Source organism: Hoskinsella mucinilytica (assembly GCF_045223415.1).
Lineage (GTDB): Bacteria > Bacillota_I > Bacilli_A > Erysipelotrichales > Erysipelotrichaceae > Hoskinsella > Hoskinsella mucinilytica.
Window position 1 is genome coordinate 43,518 of sequence record NZ_JBEQZJ010000019.1, and the last position, 18,772, is coordinate 62,289.

Below are 18,772 nucleotides of genomic sequence, written 5' to 3' on the forward strand. Positions count from 1 at the left end.
CACCGAAGTGATCCTTATGATTCAAGATTACATTTCTTCTTTTGCGATAGCAAGCAATCTCTTATGACGTTTCATAGCGTCTTTCTTAGTCTTCTCGAACATTTCGTAAGCTGTTTCACCTTTTACTTTAGGCAATTGGCTATAACGAGTTTCTGTCATCATGAAGTCTAACATCTTATCGTAATCTGGCTCTTTAGAGTCGATTGTCAAAGGCTGTTCTTTTCTTGGGTCATAACGATATAGATCGAAGTAACCACACTCAACAGCTTTCGCCTGAGTTCTCTGGTGGTTAGCAAGACCGCCCTTAATACCATGTTCAGCACATGGAGAGTAAGCAAGAATCAATGATGGTCCATCATAGCTTTCAGCTTCCTTGATTGCTTTTAATGTCTGAGCTTTGTTTGCACCCATAGAGATAGAAGCAACATATACATGACCATAAGCCATAGCAATTTGTCCTAAATCTTTCTTAGCTGTTGTTTTACCACCAGCAGCAAACTTAGCGATAGAAGCAGCCTGACTTGATTTAGAAGACTGTCCACCTGTATTTGAGTAAACCTCAGTATCCAATACCAATACGTTTACGTTCAAATCATTTGCAAGTACATGATCCAATCCGCCGTAACCGATGTCATAAGCCCATCCGTCACCACCAACGATCCAGATAGATTTTGTAATCAAATCTTCATCAGCCAATTCTTTTACCATAGCGATATCAGATTTAGCAGCTAATTCTTTGATTGTTGGAGCGATTTCTCTTTCAGCATCACGATCACCGTGTACTTCAATGTATTTAGCGAATGCTTCCTTCAATGCAGGTTCAACATTTTCCATGTTGTCTTCCATTGTTTTCAGAATTCTAGATTCTTTATAGTTGTTAGCCAATGCCATACCATATCCGTATTCTGCATTGTCTTCGAATAAAGAGTTTGCCCAAGCAACACCTTCACCATTAGCATCATTTACGAATGGAGTTGATGGAGTTGATGAACAGTAAATCATAGAACATCCAGTCGCATTAGCAACTAACATATCCTTACCAAACAACTGAGATACTAGTTTGTAGTATGGAGTTTCCCCACATCCTGGACAAGAACCAGATACTTCGAAGTAAGGCATTAAGAACTGAGAACCCTTAACAGTATCTGTTGGGAAGAATTCAGTCTTATATTCTGTGTGTTTGAATAGGTAATCTGCAAGAGGTTCCTGATCAAGTTTTTCATTGATATCAACCATTTCAAGAGCCTTGTTACCAGCTTTACCTGGACACTCAACAGCACATAATCCACAACCTACACAGTTTGCAGGAGTAACCTGGATACGGTACTGAAGATTTTCAACACCTTTACCCATAGCAGCAATGGTCTTGAATTCCATTGGAGCATTCTTAACTTCTTCTTCAGTCAATAAGAATGGACGAATGGTAGCATGAGGACATACGAAGCTACAAATACCACACTGGATACAGTTTTCTGGATGCCAAGTAGGTACCTGAACAGCAATGGTACGTTTTTCTTCAAATGCAACGTTGTTACGGATAGAACCATCTAATAAGAAGTCACCTGTAAATGCACTAACTGGCATATCATAGCCTTCTAGACCATTGATAACAGCAACATGGTTATCGAAGTATTCATCACCTGTTAATTTACGACTTGCATCATATGGCAATTCAGCCCAAGATGGGTCAACAGCGATTTCAACGATACCATCTTTACCAGCATCGATTGCTTTGTAGTTCAACTGAACAACAGCATCACCTTTTTTAGAATAAGATTTCTTAGCAGCAGCTTTCATCAAATCAACAGCTGTAGCATAAGGCATGATCTGCTCGTTTAATGCGAAGAATGCTGACTGTAGAATTGTGTTTGTTCTACGTCCCATACCGATTTCCTGAGCGATCTTTGTAGCATTGATAATATAGAATTTCGCATGTTTTTTAGCTAACTGAGCTTTCATACGATTTGGCATATGCTCAATGATTTCTTCTTTAGAGAATGTAGTATTCAATAAGAATGTTCCGCCTTCTTTGATATCTTTTACCATGTCATATTTGAACATGTAAGCATCTAAAGAACAAGAAATGAAATCCGCATTTCCGATATAGTAAGTAGAGCGAATTGGTGAGTTACCGAAACGTAAGTGAGAACGAGTTACACCACCGGCTTTTTTAGAGTCATATGCAAAGTAAGCCTGTGCATACTGATCTGTGTTATCACCGATGATCTTAACTGTAGACTTGTTCGCAGATACAGTACCATCTGAACCAAGACCCCAGAATAAGCAAGAAGTATAATCTGCAGGAACTGTAAAGTTCTTATCAGCATCTAAGCTTAAGTGAGTTACATCATCGTTGATACCGATCGTAAAGCCATTCTTCATTTCATCTTTTGCCAATTCAGCAAATACAGCAGCGATGTGATATGGCTGAGTATCTTTTGATCCCATACCATAACGTCCACCGATAATTTCGATGTCTTTGTCTTTTAAAGCAGCAAGGATATCCAAGTATAAAGGTTCTCCCAATGCTCCTGTTTCTTTTGTACGGTCTAAAACAGCGATTTTCTTAACTGTTTCTGGCAATACAGCTGTTAAATATTTTACAGAGAATGGACGATACAAGTGAACCTTGATCATACCAACTTTTTCTCCGGCAGCTGTCAATGCATCGATCGTTTCTTTTGCAGCTTCTGTAACAGAACCCATAGCAACGATAATGCGTTCAGCATCTGCAGCACCATAGTAAGTAAATGGAGCATATTCACGACCAGTGATTTCACTGATTTTCTTCATGTAATCTGCAACGATATCAGGAATCGCATCGAAATGCTGATTTCTAGCTTCTACACCCTGGAAGAAGATATCATCGTTTTCAGCACCACCACGAGTTACTGGGTTTGTGTGTGGATTTAATGCATTTTTACGGAATTTTGCTAATGCTTCTTTATCGATCATGTCTTTGAATACTTCTGTATCCATAACTTCGATCTTCTGAATTTCGTGAGATGTACGGAATCCATCAAAGAAGTGAATGAATGGAACGCTTCCCTTAACAGCGGCTAGGTGAGCAACACCTGCTAGATCCATCGCTTCCTGAACAGAGTGAGATGCAAGCATACATGCACCTGTCTGACGACATGCATATACGTCTTCGTGGTCACCGAAGATGTTCAATGCTCTTGTTGCTAATGCACGTGCAGCTACGTGGATAACTCCTGGTAAACATTCACCAACCATTTTGTAAATGTTTGGAATCATCAACAACAATCCCTGAGATGCAGTGAATGTCGTAGCTAAAGTACCAGCCTGTAATGCACCATGTACTGCTCCGGCAGCTCCACCTTCTGATTGCAGTTCAGCGACTTTTACAACGCTGTCAAAAATATTCTTGCGACCCTGCGTAGCCCACTGATCCACAACCTCAGCCATTGGTGAAGATGGGGTAATAGGGTAAATCGCAGAAAGTTCGGTAAACGCATAGGCACAATGTGCAGCTGCTGTGTTACCGTCCATTGACATAAATTTCTTAGTCATTTGTTTTCCTCCTTGCATAACTTTATACTACATTATTATAAAACGATTTTATTTATTTTACTAGGGATTTTCTTTCTTTTTTCGTTGAATTTCCAACGTTTTTAACTCATTCTATCTCAAATGTAAATAATATCACATTAATTTACATTCATTGTAAGAAAATGAGTTCCAATGAAAGAAAAAGGTGAGGTTTCATGATATTTAGGTCTTTTATCCACCCTTGAATTCTTCTTATGATTCATGTAAAAAGATGGAATCTATCCGGATTCCATCTTTTGTTATCTCATTCGATCACGATTTTTACTGTTTCATCTGCGGCTCGATAAAACATATCGGTACCGGAGTTGATAATAAGCACTTCATTTGGATCTCCGTTTTGAATCTCAATGATTCCCTCCGGTTGTTGTGTTCCTTGATTGATCTGATAGCTGACATTATAATTAGTATCTTGTTCTTCTATCTGATACGTTCCATAAGCAAGATTTTCTATGGTGTAGGTGTATTGATTATCTACATCCAAAGAAATCAAACGATCATATTGTTCACCGATGATACGCATAACAAAGCTTTCTCCATTTACCGGTGTTATGATTTGTCCCATAGCATCACGCATCTTCTTGGTCAATGTCATCGTTCCGTTTTCAACATCATCCATCAAATTAATGATACCGATGATATTAGTTACATCCGGTAATGCAGTAAAGAAGGCTTCTTCTTTTAATTGAGCTGAATTTACCAAATAGCGAACTCGCTCAGCATCTTGTGTCATTTCTTTGATCTGATAGGTTCCGGCAGATAAATCAGTAATCACAACATGCCAATTATTCTCAGGCACAAGATCATAGACCCTACTGAAATTCGGTGCTGTTACCTCAAAACGATAAGTGTTTGGTGCAGTAGGTGGTAAATAGTTACCGTCCTTATCCAACATATATTTAAAGACTTCTACTGTATTCAAATTGCTCAATCGCTCATTCAACACTTCTACTGTGTTTTTTTGTGCTCCTTGCACATAAACAACGCCTTCACTTGTTTCTTCACTACCATTGATTCGATACGTCACACGATATGGGCTACTATCTAACTCACGTAGATGATATACCCCTTCTTTTAGATTCGCCAACAAATATTGAAAGTGATTTTGTCCATTTAAGGTAATTCTCTGTAAAAAGTCCTGATTGTATACTTCAAGCATATAGACATCTCCATCTGCTGGCACACTTGTGCTACCATCTGCATTCTTGATCAATTTAGAAAAGAAGATACTTGCTCGTTGTTCTTGACTCGCATTGATCATCACAACTTCATTGGTATTGCCCTTTACCTCTACGATGCCATAACTTGTTTCTGTTCCCCCATTGATGATATAACTGACCTGACCAGTTTCATTTCGCTCATCCAACACATAGAAACCATCTTCTAGTTGCGATAATGAAACAGTGAAATCATTAGCGCTATTTAACGTATATAATTCATTAAACCCCGGTTTGGATACATGTAGCTGATAGCTTTGTTGTGGATCAGGTTTTCTAAGCTGACCGTTTTCTCGAACCATTTTTTCTACCTTGATGCTACCTTGTTTCAAAGTAGGCGCATTGATCATCACGACCTGATTGGCATTCTTTCTTACATCTACGATACCATTATTGGTTTCCGTTCCTCCATTGATGATATAGCTGACCTGATCAGATGCATTTCGCTCATCTAACACATAGAAGCCGTCTTCAAGATTGCTAAGTGATATCGTAAAATTGTTCGTGCTATCCAGTGTATATAACTCATTAAAGCCCGGTTTGGATACATGAAGTTCATAGCTTTGTTGTGGATCAGGTTTTCTAAGGCGTCCATTTTCCCGTACATATTTTTCTATTTGAATGCTACCTCGAGCAGTTGTTGATGAGGTATTGACCATGACCACTTGATTGGCATTGCCCTTTACCTCTACGATGCCGTTGCTTGTTTCCGTTCCCCCATTGACGATATAGCTGACATCATCCGTTGCATTGCGTTCATCCAATACATAGAAACCATCCTCAAGATTTGTGATAGATACGCTAAAATCATTAGAAATATCAAGTGTATATAACTCTTGAAAGCCCGGTTTAGATACATAAAGTTGATATTGTTGTCTACTGTCAGGTTTTCTTAACCTACCGTTCTCACGCACAAATTTTTCTATCTGGATGCTACCTTTTTCTGGATGATTGGCAGTATTGATCATAAGAACTGAATTCTGATTTCCCTTCACTTCTACGATTCCCTGACTGGTTTCAGATCCTCCATTGATCATATAGCTGACTTGATTTGTCGTATTACGTTCGTCTAGTACATAGAAACCATCTTCCAGATGATTTAGATGAAGTGTGAAGTCATTGGCATCATTTAGCGTATACAGCTCCTGAAAGCCCGGTTTTGAAATATAAAGTTCATAACTTTCATTACAATCTGGTCTTGTTAGTTGTTGATTCACTCTTACAAATTTTTGGATATGCATTCCACCTACGCTTGTGCTTGATGGAGTATTGATGATGGTAATTTGATGTGCATCCCCTTGAACTTCTATGATAGCTCGTTGAACCTCACTTTGTGAATCGATGATATAGCTGACTTCATCTTTTGCATTACGTTCATTCAAAACATACGTGCCATTTGCCAGGTCACTTACTTCCATCTTCCAATCATTGCCTTGATCTAAATAAAATAATTTTTGATATCCCGGCGCAGATAAATAAAATTCATAAGAATCCTCAGGAGAAGGTCGCATCAATTGTTGGTTCACCCTACGATATTTCACCATAGAGATGCTACCGCCTTTTGTTGTTTCTGTATTGATGACATCCACGCTATGACTTGTATGAGCGACATCCACGATTGCTAAATCTCGTTCACTTTGTCCATCCACCACATAGGTTACACCTTCATGATCCATCTCTTTGATGACATAACTTCCTGCCTCTAAATTCGTCAACATCATCGTATACTCATTTGCTTCATTCAATAAAATCAAATTCTGATATCCGGGTCTGGATATATGAATACGATATTCTCCATGTGTCGGCTTTACCAAGCTACCTTGTTCCCTCATCCATTTATTGATTCGTATACTTCCCTTATCTTGAGGCATAGGATTGATGACATTGACCGTATTGGCATTGTTCATTACATGCACGATACCTTTTTTCATCGGTGCCCCATTGTTCACTACATATCGAACATCCGCTTGCCCATGTTCCTCTACGACCTCATACCAACCATCTTTCAAATTACGAATAGATGCATAAAAGTGATTGGCCTCATTCAATAACACACGATTCGTTTCTTGTTCTCCCTTCAACAATATCCAGAAAACTTCCTCGGATTTTGGATAACAGTAGCATCCTTCCTCATCCTTCATCAATTTACAAATTTCAATGCTTCCCTGATGATTTTGACCTGCTTCATTGATGATCTTCACATGATTCTTATCCCCATTGACTTGGACCACAGCCTGCTTCTCTTCGATACCACCATTGACGATATAGCTTACATCTTCCCCTTTTACTTCTTTGATTTCATAACTTCCTGCTTCTAAATCTTCCAATAATTGTTGATAGCTATTGCCTTCATGCAGATAAATGATTCGATAATAGCTTTTTCCTTTGATTTCTATTTCGTATTCTTCCTCATTGTTTGGACGTCTGATACAATCACAATCATTCGATCTTATATACTTCTGTAATAAGATGCTTCCTTTATGACATGGACACTGAATAACGATTTGTACCGTCATTTGTTTATGCTGTAAATTCACCAAACCTTCTTCCTGTTTTACATGATCGATGAAATAACAAACATCTTCTTCTCCTCTTACCTTAAGTGAATACGTGCCATAAGGAAGTTTCTTTTGCATGCTCCATTGATTTTCTTTTGTAAAATGAAGTGTCTCTTTGATATCCTTACCACGTAGTTCTACCTCATAGATGGTATCCTGTTTGGGTGTAATCAAACTTTCTTCCTTACCTTGTTCCAATAATTGTAACGTCATCGTACCATAGTGAAGAGCTTCATTCAGTATATCCACACATACATGTTCCTCTTTCAATGAGAAACTACCTGATTCCATAGGTTTTGCGTTATTGATAACATAAGTGGCATTCCCACTTTCTTCCATAACCTCATAATGACCCGGTTTTTGATGATGCAATACTTTGGTAAAGTCATTTTGTGCATTTAACTCAAACATTTGTTTTCTGCCTTTATATAATAGCGTAATGATAAAATGTTCATCGTTATCCGGCTTGGTTCGTTTCCCTGTTTCATCTACCATCCATTTGCTGATCGTGATATCCTGTTCGCATGTTCTCTTTTTGATCACATTGATTTCTACAAATTCACCATTTAACTCTACACATACCATATCATCAAAATGCTGATCTTCTATCACAAAGCTGATATCCTCTTTCCCACATTCTGTAATGGTATAAGAATCCGGTAATAAATCGCATAATTGTGCACAGAAGTCATTTCCTGCATGCAATACGATGCTCTTTGAAAAATGCTCTGCTGTGACGACAAGAACGAATTCATCTAACGGATCTGCCGCAACCACCACACCGTCTTGCTCGATAAAGCCTTGGAAATGCAGTGTTCCGGTTTGACACTTATGATTGATGATGGTCACATTGACATCTTCATCCACCAGATCCACGATAGCACTTTCACATGGAATATCATGAATGATATAAGATACTCTACCACAAGCCCCAAGCTCCTTGATCTCATAATGTCCACTTGGTATATCATAAAGACAAACACAGAAGTTGTTACGGATATCAAGAGTAACTTTACGTTTGAAACAATCACTTTCGATCATGACTTCAAAGCTTTCAAAACGTTGAGGGCGAATATAATTTCCACAATCATCTTCAACGAGTTTTTCTAAACGCAATGCTCCGGTTTGTTCTTCTTCATTGATGATGGTGATTTGTTTTCCTTCTCCTTCATATAGGAAGTAACCATTCTCTTGTTCACAACCATCTACCAAATAAGTCTTTGCATTTTGTGAAAGTTCTTTGATTTCATAGTGCTGATTATACAAATGATTGAAACATACACAGAAATCGTTATCTGCATTCAATTCAAAGATTTCATAGGTGTTTCTTCCACTTAGTAAGATCTTGAAACAATCTGTTTCTTGTGGTTTCACGATATGATTGCCTTTGCGAATTCTTTTTTCTACAACAACACCACCTGAAGTAGTTTCTTTATTGATGATATCTACATAGATATCCTCTTTCCCTAAAGTAAAGCAAGCTGTTTCATATGGCTGTTTATTCAACAGATATCGTGTTTCACATGCTTCATCAAGTTCTTTGATTTCATAACATCCTTGCATCAGATCATCAAAATATACGCAGAAATCATTTTGTGCACATAGGGTATACGTATGACAGAAATCATTCCCTTTTAATTCAAAACGATACTCTTCTTCTGCACATGGCATCATTTGATTGCCATATTCGTCTTCTATATATTTTGTGACTTTTACCATGCCGGCACAATCTACCATTTCATTGATGATCGTGATATGATGATCCTCATGATTCATCGTGATACGGGCAAAATCCGATTCTTCTCCATTAACTTGATAATGGATCGCAAATCCAAAATTGTCTTTTTGAATAATGCGATACGTATCATCCGGTAATTGATCCAACAAGACACACCAATGATTATCTGCATTCAAATACACATGATAACAGTTTTCCTTCCCTTCTACCAACACCTCAAGATCCATGCCATCATAAGGCAATTCCATATGACCATCACAATCTTGTATAGAGGCTTCTATCTCCAAGATACCGCTTCGTTTTCGATGATTTAGAATACATACCTCCTCATTGCATTCTCCCATCGTGATATAAGCATCTTCCATTCTACATCCCTTAACAAGATAACATGCATCGTATTGTTGCGCTTCTTCCTCTTGGATATGGTATTCCCCGGCTTCTAATCCATCTAATAAGATACACCAGTTATTGCTGGCTTTTAAGGTGTAACATTCTTGAAAACAAGGGCCTTGTACTTGAACATGAAAACATTCATCACGTTGTGGTTTGACGAGTTCTTTACAATGTGTTTCCTCATATTTACAAATTTTCAATGTCCCACATGATTTTTTATCTACGTGATTGATGATCTTTACCTCATGATCACAGCCATCCATGATAAATCGTGCATTGCCACAGTTCTTACCACAATCGATTTGATAATCGATGCGATAATCATCATTTTGACGTTGTTCTCTTATTTCATAACTTCCAAGCTTTAGATCATCAAAACATATACACCAATCATTTTCATAAGATAAGGTAAAAAACTCTTTACAGAAATAACTTGATAAGGTCACATCAAAACATTCATTGCGCTGTGGTTTTACCAAATCACCATAATGATTTCGAATATATTTGCATACTCGTAAGGAACCACTATTACGCCTTGAATTGATAATGGTAACACAATAGGTAGCTTCCTCATGTACTTGAATACAAGCACTTGTTCGTTCCATATCATCATTGACGATATAGCTACTTACATAATCATGACTTGATGTTTCTTCAATCGTATAGTACCCATTACATAAAGATGCGATATCAACACAGAAATTATTACTTTCATTCAAATTCAAGGTTTGACATAGACCACAACCTGCAATGGTTACTTGGAAGTTTTCCTCTTTCTTAGGTCTGGTTAGGCTTCCATCCTTATTACGAATGAATTTACAAATTCTCAATTGACTGGTTTGTGTAGGAATACAGCTTTCCTCCATCGTGGTAATGATCATGACCTGATTTTCTCCACATTCACTTACTTCCAGATTGGCATACCCTTTCTCACAGGAATCATTGACGATATAGCTGATATTCCTATCATCACTTTCTTCCACTACGGTATAATAGCCCGGTATTAGACCATGCAAGGTCATACAGAAATCATTTTCCTCATCCAACCTAACCATCATATCTTGGCGATCAGTTATGACTCTTATCTCATAACAATCCAAACGTTGTGGTCTACATAGCTCACCAAGATTGTTTCTGATATATTTTGATATCGTTAAACTTGTATCAAAGTCAGCTTGATTGATCAGTTCTAAAACATTCTTTCCCGGTAAAAGCGAAAATGTCGTATCTTGTAGCTCACAGCCATTGAAACGATAGATGGTATCTTCCATCGCATCTATTTCACGAACCTCATAGCGACCCATACAAAGATCTGTTACACACATCTCAAAGGAATTACTTGCATCTAACGTGATGGTACGTGTCATCCCTTGTCCTTCTAAACAAACCATAAAACAATCATCCTCATGTGGAGATTGTAGTTCTCCCTTCAAGGATATCTTCTTCACGATACACAATTCTGCGGGCTCAAGTCGTTCACTTACAATTTTGATCGTATAATGATCTGCGCCATCCTCGCTAAACAATCGTGCATAATCCTCTTGTTGACGCTCACCCTCTATCATATAGGATAAAGCCACTCCATCACCATTTACAATTTGATTCCCACACTCATCGACCAACACAACATTGACCGTATTGGCAGATAAGCCTTCCACCAAGATACTTCCATTCCCATTCTCATCCAATAAAATTTCATAATGCTTGCACTCTTCCTGTGAATGACACAATTTTACAAACATGCTCTCCCCAAACAAACTAGGATCATTGCTTTGTGCTTCGATCGTCAAAGAATAGCTTCTTTCACAAGGGTCATGTTCTATTGTTTCAAGAAAGCTAACATGAAACGCATTGGTTAAGACTTTCTGAAATCGTTTGCTCATAATATCCTCCTTCTTATATAAGCACATTTCTTATACATTTCCAGTATATGAGCCTACACGCAAAAAGTGACAGTTTCACACAAAATAAAAAGCCCTTAATTCAATAAAGGCTCTATTTGCATCAAGATATAAGGACTGTCCTGTTGCTTGATCAAGGTCACACGTATGATGATCACAGCACCTTCTACTGTGAGCTTACACACGATCGGTATCCGGATTTCATTCATTGACATCACCCTGTTCTTTTCTAAGTTTATTCTATGTAGATTCTCAATGTTCTGTCAAGACTTTTTCTCACTCTTGGTCTTCTTTTCGCTGAATACATCCTATATAATAGATAAAAAGCACAAGTGCACCACATTGAACGATAGAGAAAAAGAAAGCGAAAAAGAATGGCAATACCAATGCGGTATTCTGTAGCATCAACAGCCCCAAGCTTACCACATCAAGAAATGGTACATATCGAATCAATAATTCCGCCGGTAAATCATACAATGCTACATTCATCTGAAACTGAAAGACAGCTTGCATCAAATAACGATACCCGACAAATACGATAGCAAGAAGTAAACAGCTGTAAAATACCGGTTGATATTGATGAAAGATCGTTTTCAGACTTTGTCCCAGCATATGAATAACAGAACATGTTTTTCTCAATTGCTGTAGACAAAACATCTGTACCGGTATATAAAACAACACGACCAACACCAACAATAAATTTACAGCATAAGCTAAGATTCCCTGTTCATTGGATGAGGCAAGTGTAAAGGAAGCATATCCCAACACATTCATGATCATAAATAAAATGGTTTGTACAAGGACGTAGGTAACCACCATCTTTTTTGCATTCTGACAACATACTTCCTCTTGGCTTTTTTGAATCTTTATGGTCATCAAAGCCGGTATTGCTCCTGCCAAAAGATGTAACCCATACGTACCTATATACAAAAGCATCGTTTGATTCCATGAATACATCCATTGTGAAATCAACTGATAACATATCGCATAGATCAAGCATGCCACCATCATCCAAACAGTATAAAGCTTTGCCTTTCCTCTGGTATCTAAAATCTCAAGAAAATGTTGCATCATCTTTCCCCTTTTCCTAAAAACGGTTGCTCATTTGGCATATATAAATAAGCATATCGATCATATAAATTGGCAATCATCTGAAGCATGACCACCATAAAAGCGATTTGAACACCATAATACAACACATAGGTCATTACAACCGAAAGGATCCCTGTTTTTGCATTTGCCAATGAATAGATCATATGAGAGAAGTTGTCAACATTACCAAATACAGTAGTAAACACAGAACTAGCAATCGTTTGAGAGAAGATACATAATACAATGTATGGAATACTCATCACAATGATCATCTTATAGTTTGTAAGTAGCATTCGACATGCTCCACCTATATAGTCCTTTAATGTTTTATTTTGATCATAAATAGCATAAGCAACAATGGCATTCCAATAGAGGAAAAAAGCCTGTAAGAAGAATATGATCACATAAGCCAAAATCGGAATCATATATAGAAAATAGGATAATTGTTGCATAAAGGATTGAAGAAATGACAATACCAAGCCCATCACGATGTGATACAGTATCATCTTTGCAGAGGAAACGATATCGACGATGTGAAAAGGCTGGTTTCGTACTGTTTTGATAAACAGAAACATGATGGTATCTATCACAAAGATATTCAACATTGTCAATAAAAAGGACAATATCAAATAGATGATACTGGATGGTGTACAGACTGCCGCTAAAATTTCAAAAAGGATCGTTCCTAACACCTTGGCTACTGCCATCCATAAAAACAGCTTAAGAAAATGCTTTTTCAGCTGTGAAATGGTATCTGTAAAATCTGCTCTTAATTCACTCATATTGGTTCCTACTTTCTTTATAAACATGAAAGTATTATACAAGAAAAACAAATTGAAATCAATTCATCCCTATTACGTCATTGCTCATGGGAGCAAAAAAAAGCAACTGCATTCAAGCATGTTGCTTATGAATATGACAAGGTTGTTTACATCCGGTATAAGTTACAAAATACTTTTCTATTTTTTTACCGGATACACAGCTTATAGAAACACTTTGATGGTTTTTTAACATGATTTCCAAAGTATCCAATGCCCCTTTTCCTTTAACGATTTCCCAACGTTCTACATCTTCCCAAAATAAAACGAAGCATTCATCAGAACCATTGTTTGTATAAAAGAACACATATTTATCATAAAACTCAATTAATTTAATGTTTTTCACAAAGAAGAGATAGAATGCAGCAAATATGGTAACGACACAACCAATCAGATAATAATCCGTACATAAGAGAAGCACTCCCAAAGATAACAGAAAACATATAAACATATACGGCTTACTGGAAATCGTATCCAGCTTTTTACCGTCACATGGAAGATTTCTGATTTTTAAAATCTTGCTTTTTACATTCATGCCAACCATCACCTTCTCGTTATTTTTATTATATAGGAAAATTATTTTATATCAATAATATCACACAATTCCACTTATTTCTCTCTATATTTTCTGAATTTATCTAGTATAATAATAAGGCAAGGAGTGATTTATTTTGGAGATTCTAAAAACAATCAATGATTGGGGTAAGGGTACCTGGTTTAAATATGGATTGATCGATACCATCATCAGCATGTTGATCTTTCTAAGCATCGCCTACATATTAAAACGTCTGTTTAGACGCTATGTGGAAGCTCATGTCAAGGTGAATGCACAATTCATCAATCGCATCATAAAGATTACATTGTACACCATTGCAGTCTATGCATGTTTATCTCTTTTGACACCATTTGATTCTGTATTAAGTAAAGTTTGGGGCAGTGCCGGCATCATTGCTGTTGTGATAGGTTTTGCGGCTCAGGAATCCATGGGTAATTTTGTGAATGGTATTTTGATCACAACCTTTAAACCATTCAAGATCGGCGATCTTGTGAAAGTAAACAATGGGGAATATGAAGGCTATGTTGTGGATATCTCTTTGCGAGATACGGTCATACGTACGTATGAGAATACAAAAGTGATCATTCCTAATTCCACAATGAACAAAGCTGTATTAGAAAATGTCAGTCTTAACAACAACAATAAAGCAAATTTTTTAACGATAGATATCAGCTATGATAGCGATATTGATAAAGCAATGAACATCATGAGCGAAGAAATCCGAAAACATCCGGACTTTTTAGATGCCAGATCAAAACAAGACAAAGCCCAAGGCGTAAACGATGTCATCATTCGTCTAACGAGTTTTAATGACAGTTCCATCACCTTACGGGCTACGGTCTATTCTAAAACCAACGCAGAAGGCTTCGCCATGTTGTGCGACTTACGCTATTCAATCAAAAAACGATTCGATCAAGAAGGAATTGAATTCCCCTATCCACATCGAAGTGTCATCATCAAACAAGAAGAAAGCTCATTATAATATAATCAAAAAACGGCGTAGCACTTTGCTATGTCTTTTTTTCACATTTATGTAATTCACATTTGATATAACATTTTTATTCCTTTACACTTAATATGTTTACAAAAGAGCGCATCAAATGAGAGGAATTCTTAATGCAAAAAACATATGATGGAACAAAAGGAGGTCTATGAATGGAATGGCTAAAGAAGTTAAGTGAAGCGATAGATTATATCGAACACAATCTAGATAACGAAATATCCTATGATAAAGCAGCACAGATTGCTTGCTGTTCGACTTATTATTTTCAACGTCTATTCTCTTATGTATGTGGTATTTCATTGTCAGAATATATTCGGCGTAGAAGAATGACACAAGCGGCATTTGACTTACAAAGGACAAACGCAAAAGTCATTGATGTCGCATTAAAGTATGGATATACATCTCCTACTTCATTTAATCGAGCATTTCAAAATGTACACAATATCACGCCTGCCCTTGCTCGCAACATGGGGAACCCGTTAAATGCGTTTATGGCAATCCACTTTTCAATCCAAGTTACAGGTGAAAAAGCCATGTCGTATTACATCACAAAGAAAAGCTCTATGCGTATGGTAGGATGTCGTACGCCATTAACTACAGATATGGAGGAAAATCAGAAACATATTCCACACTTTTGGAAGTCAGTATTACATAGTCATCTGTTTTCTAAACTTTGTGATTTATCTGATCGATCTGCACAAAACATCTTTGGTATCAGTGCTTATGATGCATCACAAAGTGATTTCTATTATATCGCAGTTAACACGAGTGCAAGCGTTCCTGTCGGTATGTTTGAATTTGAAATTCCTTCAACGACTTGGGTCGTATTTGAAAGCGATGGGGATTATAAAGAGAACGTGCAACGTATATTTAAAAGATTTTACACAGAGTGGCTACCTTTTTCAGGATACCATGCTACTGGATCATCAGAGATAGAAGTATATCCTATTGATAAGGAAGCAGCAATCAGCGGCCATTTAGAAGTATGGTTTGCGATCACAAAAGACAAGGAGGATAAAGAATGTATCATTTAAGGTTAAAAGGCGACCATTATCAAATGGGTGTCAAAAGAGGAAACATCTTTCAAAAAAGTAAGATCATATTTCCTTTACATCTTGATGAGTTTCAATTAGAACATGGAAGAAAAAGCGAACGAATATTGAAAGAGTTTTTTCCAGAAGTATGTGAGGAAATTCGAGGTGTTTGTGACTCAATAGGTATTGATTATGTCGTTTTTGCATCATGGCTGTTATGTATGGGCTGTTGTATGTATCATTTAAAAGACAATATTCCCGTAGAAGTTAGAGGATGTACCGCTTTCGCTTATGCTAAAGATGATAACATCATTTATGGACGCAACAATGATTTACCACCCTATTTAAAGAAAGGAAGCAAAAGCGAATTATATGCTCCATCAAAAGGTAATAGATTCAACATAACAACTTCCTCTTTCATTAATGGCGAAGAAGGTATGAATGAGCATGGCTTAGCGGTTGCGATGACGTTTGTCATGACTCGTTTAGAGGCAATACAACCAGGATTGAATTCCTGTTTCATTGTAAGATATCTGCTTGAAAAAGCAACTAGTACACAACATGCGCTTTCTTTGCTTATGGAATTGCCGATTGCTTCAAATTGTAATATTCTTCTTGCAGATAAAAACGGGAATATGATGGTAGTCGAATGTACACCTACCTTAAAGAAAATAAGGAAAGCTGAAAAACTAAAAAACGGTAATATCATATGTACTGTCAATAGTTTTACTTCGAATGAAATGAAAAAGTATGATGCATCGAATGGAAATGATTATCATTCTGATTTGCGCTATCACACTGTCATAAATCATTTTTCTTCTTATACACAGGGAAATCTGATTGAAACAAGTCAACAGCTATTAAAAGGAGATCATGGCTTCATGTGCCAATATGATGAGCCAGATTTTGAAACTATTTGGAGTTCAGTTTTTGATTTGAAGAGCCTGATGATATATCGTTCAGAGGGTGACCCTAGAAGAAAAAAATTTATGCTGGATCATAGACTATATGATATCATACAACATAAATAGAAGATATCTTACGCATTCAAATGAGATATTACAAAAAAAAGACGAATAGAAACACATTCTTTCGTCTTTTTATTTAGAGCTAGCTTTTTATTTTGTACGTCTTTCTTTTCCTGACTTACGAACACTCTTATCATGGTTTCCGCCACGTCTTGGTGCACGTTTTTCTCTATTACCATCACGTGATTTGGAAGCATTGCGATTACCACCATTACCGCTTCTTCCACCGGATGATTTACGATCATTATTTCTAGATCTTCCTCCGCTTTTACGTTTTGGTGCACTATCAATTTCCACCATAACCTCTTCACCACGAATATGACTTCTCTGCATACTGGTTAATACAGCATCCACCTTATCTGCGGCAACATCTACTAGAGTAAAATCTTTTCTTACATCAATTCTACCGATTGCTTTCCCGGAGATACCACTTTCTTCAATGATTGCGGCTACGATATTTCCTGTCTTCACACCGACATTTCGACCGATACTGAATTTCAATGTAATGGCATCAAAATCAGATGCATAACGTTTCACATCTTCCTCTGCCTCAATATCGATAATCTCATTTTTATAAGTCATAGAAATCAATGCAGAAATGATATTTTCCAAAGCGATTCCTTCAGCCATTAATTCATTTGCGATTTCAATGCTTTCTTCTGTAATGCCCTCATCACAAGCTTCTTTCACAGTTGCGACAAACGCATTGCGATTTGCTTCTATCATTTGTGCAGATGTTGGAAGTGAATGACGTACTACATTAGTCTTAGTATAACGGATGATATCCTTGATACCGCCACGCTGTTTACCACCACTTACCAAAGTGATAGCAAGACCTTTCTTACCTGCACGTCCTGTTCTTCCTACACGGTGAATATAATATTCATTATCCTGAGGAAGATCAAAATTCACTACAAGATCAATATCATCAACATCAATTCCTCTAGCGGCGACATCAGTCGCAATCAAAATGGTTGCACCACCATTACGGAACTGATCCATAACACGTGTTCTAAACTCTTGTTTCATATCACCATGCAAAGATAAAGCCTTGATATCATGCTGATTCAACTCAGTACATAGATCATCTACCATTTTCTTGGTATTACAGAAAATCATACAAAGATCTGGATCATAATGGTTCAATAATACACGAAGTGCATTTGCTTTTTTTCCTCGTGGAACATCATAATAAATCTGTTCTACGGTATCAATGGTACGTTGACTAGATTTGATTTCTACACGTACTGGATCTTTTTGAAACTGTTCTGTGATCTTCAAGATATCTGCAGGCCATGTTGCAGAGAATAAAACTGTCTGATGTTCATTTTCAGCAGGCATACTGTTTAAGATTTCTTCAATATCCTCTTTAAATCCCATATTCAACATTTCATCTGCTTCATCTAAGATCACCATACGAGTATCATTTAAACGTAATGTTTTTCTACGCAAATGATCCATGATCCTTCCCGGTGTACCTACAACGATACCACAACCTCTTTTTAGAAGTTTGATCTGAGAGTCAATTGGTTGACCGCCATAAATCGGAACGATTTTAATTCCTTCTTTATACTTTGAAAACTTTCTTAATTCTGTAGCGACCTGTGTCACTAATTCTCTGGTTGGACAAATGATAAGCGCATTGGGAAGCTTATTGCTTGCTTCTACCATTTCAATTGCTGGGATACCGAATGCCGCTGTCTTGCCTGTACCTGTATTGGAACGACCCAGCACATCCTTTCCTTCCATAATCAATGGAATGGCTTGTGCTTGTATGTCGGTTGCATTTTCATATCCCATTTCTTCAACAGCTTTCATTACCTCACTGCTGATGTTTAATTCATTAAATTGTGTCATTGTTACC

Annotated in this window: 10 protein-coding genes; 3 read left to right on the forward strand and 7 right to left on the reverse strand. The window is 37.2% G+C overall.

All coding sequences use genetic code 11. The features are described from left to right. Nucleotides 1–27 precede the first annotated feature (27 nt). The 6 genes from nifJ to UGRO018_RS08485 form a co-directional block, all read right to left on the reverse strand. Nucleotides 28–3,534, reverse strand: coding sequence for a pyruvate:ferredoxin (flavodoxin) oxidoreductase (gene nifJ / locus UGRO018_RS08460; protein ID WP_416326045.1), 3,507 nt, complete (start codon nucleotides 3,532–3,534; stop codon nucleotides 28–30). A gap of 283 nt (nucleotides 3,535–3,817) precedes the next feature. Further along, complete coding sequence (locus UGRO018_RS08465) at nucleotides 3,818–11,359, reverse strand: MSCRAMM family protein (RefSeq protein ID WP_416326046.1); 7,542 nt, start codon at nucleotides 11,357–11,359, stop codon at nucleotides 3,818–3,820. Between the two features lie 95 nt (nucleotides 11,360–11,454). Continuing rightward, on the reverse strand, nucleotides 11,455–11,586 hold the full coding sequence (locus UGRO018_RS08470; RefSeq protein WP_416326047.1) for a hypothetical protein: 132 nt from the start codon (nucleotides 11,584–11,586) through the stop codon (nucleotides 11,455–11,457). Nucleotides 11,587–11,653: 67 nt separating this feature from the next. Then, nucleotides 11,654–12,448 carry a hypothetical protein gene (locus UGRO018_RS08475; RefSeq protein ID WP_416326048.1) on the reverse strand — a complete coding sequence of 265 codons (795 nt, stop codon included), beginning with the start codon at nucleotides 12,446–12,448 and terminating at the stop codon, nucleotides 11,654–11,656. Continuing rightward, a complete protein-coding gene (locus UGRO018_RS08480) occupies nucleotides 12,448–13,251 on the reverse strand; it encodes a hypothetical protein (RefSeq protein ID WP_416326049.1) in 804 nt (267 codons plus the stop codon). The genes UGRO018_RS08475 and UGRO018_RS08480 overlap by 1 nt, the downstream gene beginning before the upstream one ends. Before the next feature lie 112 nt (nucleotides 13,252–13,363). Then, nucleotides 13,364–13,822, reverse strand: a complete 459-nt coding sequence (locus tag UGRO018_RS08485) for a hypothetical protein (protein ID WP_416326050.1) — start codon at nucleotides 13,820–13,822, stop codon at nucleotides 13,364–13,366. A 136-nt stretch (nucleotides 13,823–13,958) separates the two neighbouring features. On the opposite strand from UGRO018_RS08485, the gene UGRO018_RS08490 reads away from it, so the two are divergent. The 3 genes from UGRO018_RS08490 (at nucleotide 13,959) to UGRO018_RS08500 (ending at nucleotide 16,911) form a co-directional block, all read left to right on the forward strand. Next, entirely contained in the window at nucleotides 13,959–14,825 is an 867-nt protein-coding gene (locus UGRO018_RS08490) for a mechanosensitive ion channel family protein (RefSeq protein WP_416326051.1), read from the forward strand. A 173-nt stretch (nucleotides 14,826–14,998) separates the two neighbouring features. Beyond that, entirely contained in the window at nucleotides 14,999–15,880 is an 882-nt protein-coding gene (locus tag UGRO018_RS08495; protein WP_416326052.1) for an AraC family transcriptional regulator, read from the forward strand. Next, nucleotides 15,868–16,911 (forward strand): C45 family autoproteolytic acyltransferase/hydolase, encoded by a 1,044-nt coding sequence (locus UGRO018_RS08500; protein WP_416326053.1) that lies wholly within the window; start codon nucleotides 15,868–15,870, stop codon nucleotides 16,909–16,911. Before UGRO018_RS08495 ends, UGRO018_RS08500 begins: the two co-directional genes overlap by 13 nt. Nucleotides 16,912–16,998: 87 nt before the next feature. Here the strand turns inward: UGRO018_RS08500 and UGRO018_RS08505 are convergent, their stop codons facing one another. Beyond that, a complete protein-coding gene (locus tag UGRO018_RS08505; RefSeq protein WP_416326054.1) occupies nucleotides 16,999–18,765 on the reverse strand; it encodes a DEAD/DEAH box helicase in 1,767 nt (588 codons plus the stop codon). Nucleotides 18,766–18,772 lie beyond the last annotated feature (7 nt).